This window comes from Treponema endosymbiont of Eucomonympha sp. (assembly GCF_001028545.1).
This window is the reverse complement of record NZ_BBPW01000246.1, coordinates 1-887: the sequence shown is the minus strand read 5'-3', so window position 1 is coordinate 887 and position 887 is coordinate 1. Positions and strand designations below refer to the sequence as shown.

Sequence of the window (887 nt, the reverse complement as noted above, 5' to 3'; positions counted from 1 at the left end):
TTCAGAAAGCCTGCGGCAGGAACGCACCGCTACCGGAACGGCTCGCAAAGGTGCTTGCGCTGCCGGAACGCGCAACCCAAATGCCCAACGATTATGCACAGTTTCGGGAGTGGCTGCGGGATAATCTGGATTAGCCCCTGTTGCGCCGAGAAGCCTTTCGAGGCTGATAGCGCGGGCGGAGAAAACAGGGAAGAGGAAGCAGAGAGAGCCTGCTGGCTATGTATCTGGGGCGGATACGCACTGCGTTCGGCTTTTCCGAACGGTCGACTTTCCTCAAGAAACTCAGCATAGAGGCGCCCTTCCGCCTCTCGGTCAGCCCCGATATATGCCTATATAAAAAAAGCAGGGCTTTCGCCCTGCCCTTGCAGTCCTCAAAATACGCCGGAGTAAGGCGTGAGAGGGAGCGCAGTGTAAACTGAATGTTATGTGCAGGTTTTTTGCGCCTTCAAACCTGCAACCCGATTTCAAGGTCAGACTTAGCAATAAAAAAACTGCTACGAAGCCGTGCGCCATGGACGGCGCACGGTGCTTTTTCGCGTCTTACGCAATAAAAGCGTGTTCAGTCACTTATTCCTTTTTTATGAATGCTTTTATCATTATCTGCTTCCTTATCCGATAAATGAAAATATGCTCCATAATGTTCTTCCGCACCATTTTGCTTAAATAATTCTTCTAAAATATTTTTAATTTCTTCTCTTGTCTTTCCGTTTTGTTCCGCTTCTAAATCATCAAAAGAATGTTGATTAACATCAAAAAGTTTTTTTGCATTTGTGTTGTTCCCATAGAATTTTTCAATACCTTTTTTAGTGAATTTCATAAAAGTTTCGCATTTTTTACCACAAGGATTTAACATTAAATCCGGCTTGTCGTGCTGATATAGAAACAAC

1 protein-coding gene is annotated in these 887 nt (G+C 45.3%); it reads right to left on the bottom strand.

Annotation, left to right across the window (positions count from 1 at the left end; translation table 11 throughout):
• Positions 1-559: 559 nt before the first annotated feature.
• The coding region (locus AWU74_RS06295) for a hypothetical protein (RefSeq protein ID WP_238580207.1) at positions 560-887 on the bottom strand (328 nt) is incomplete at its 5' end.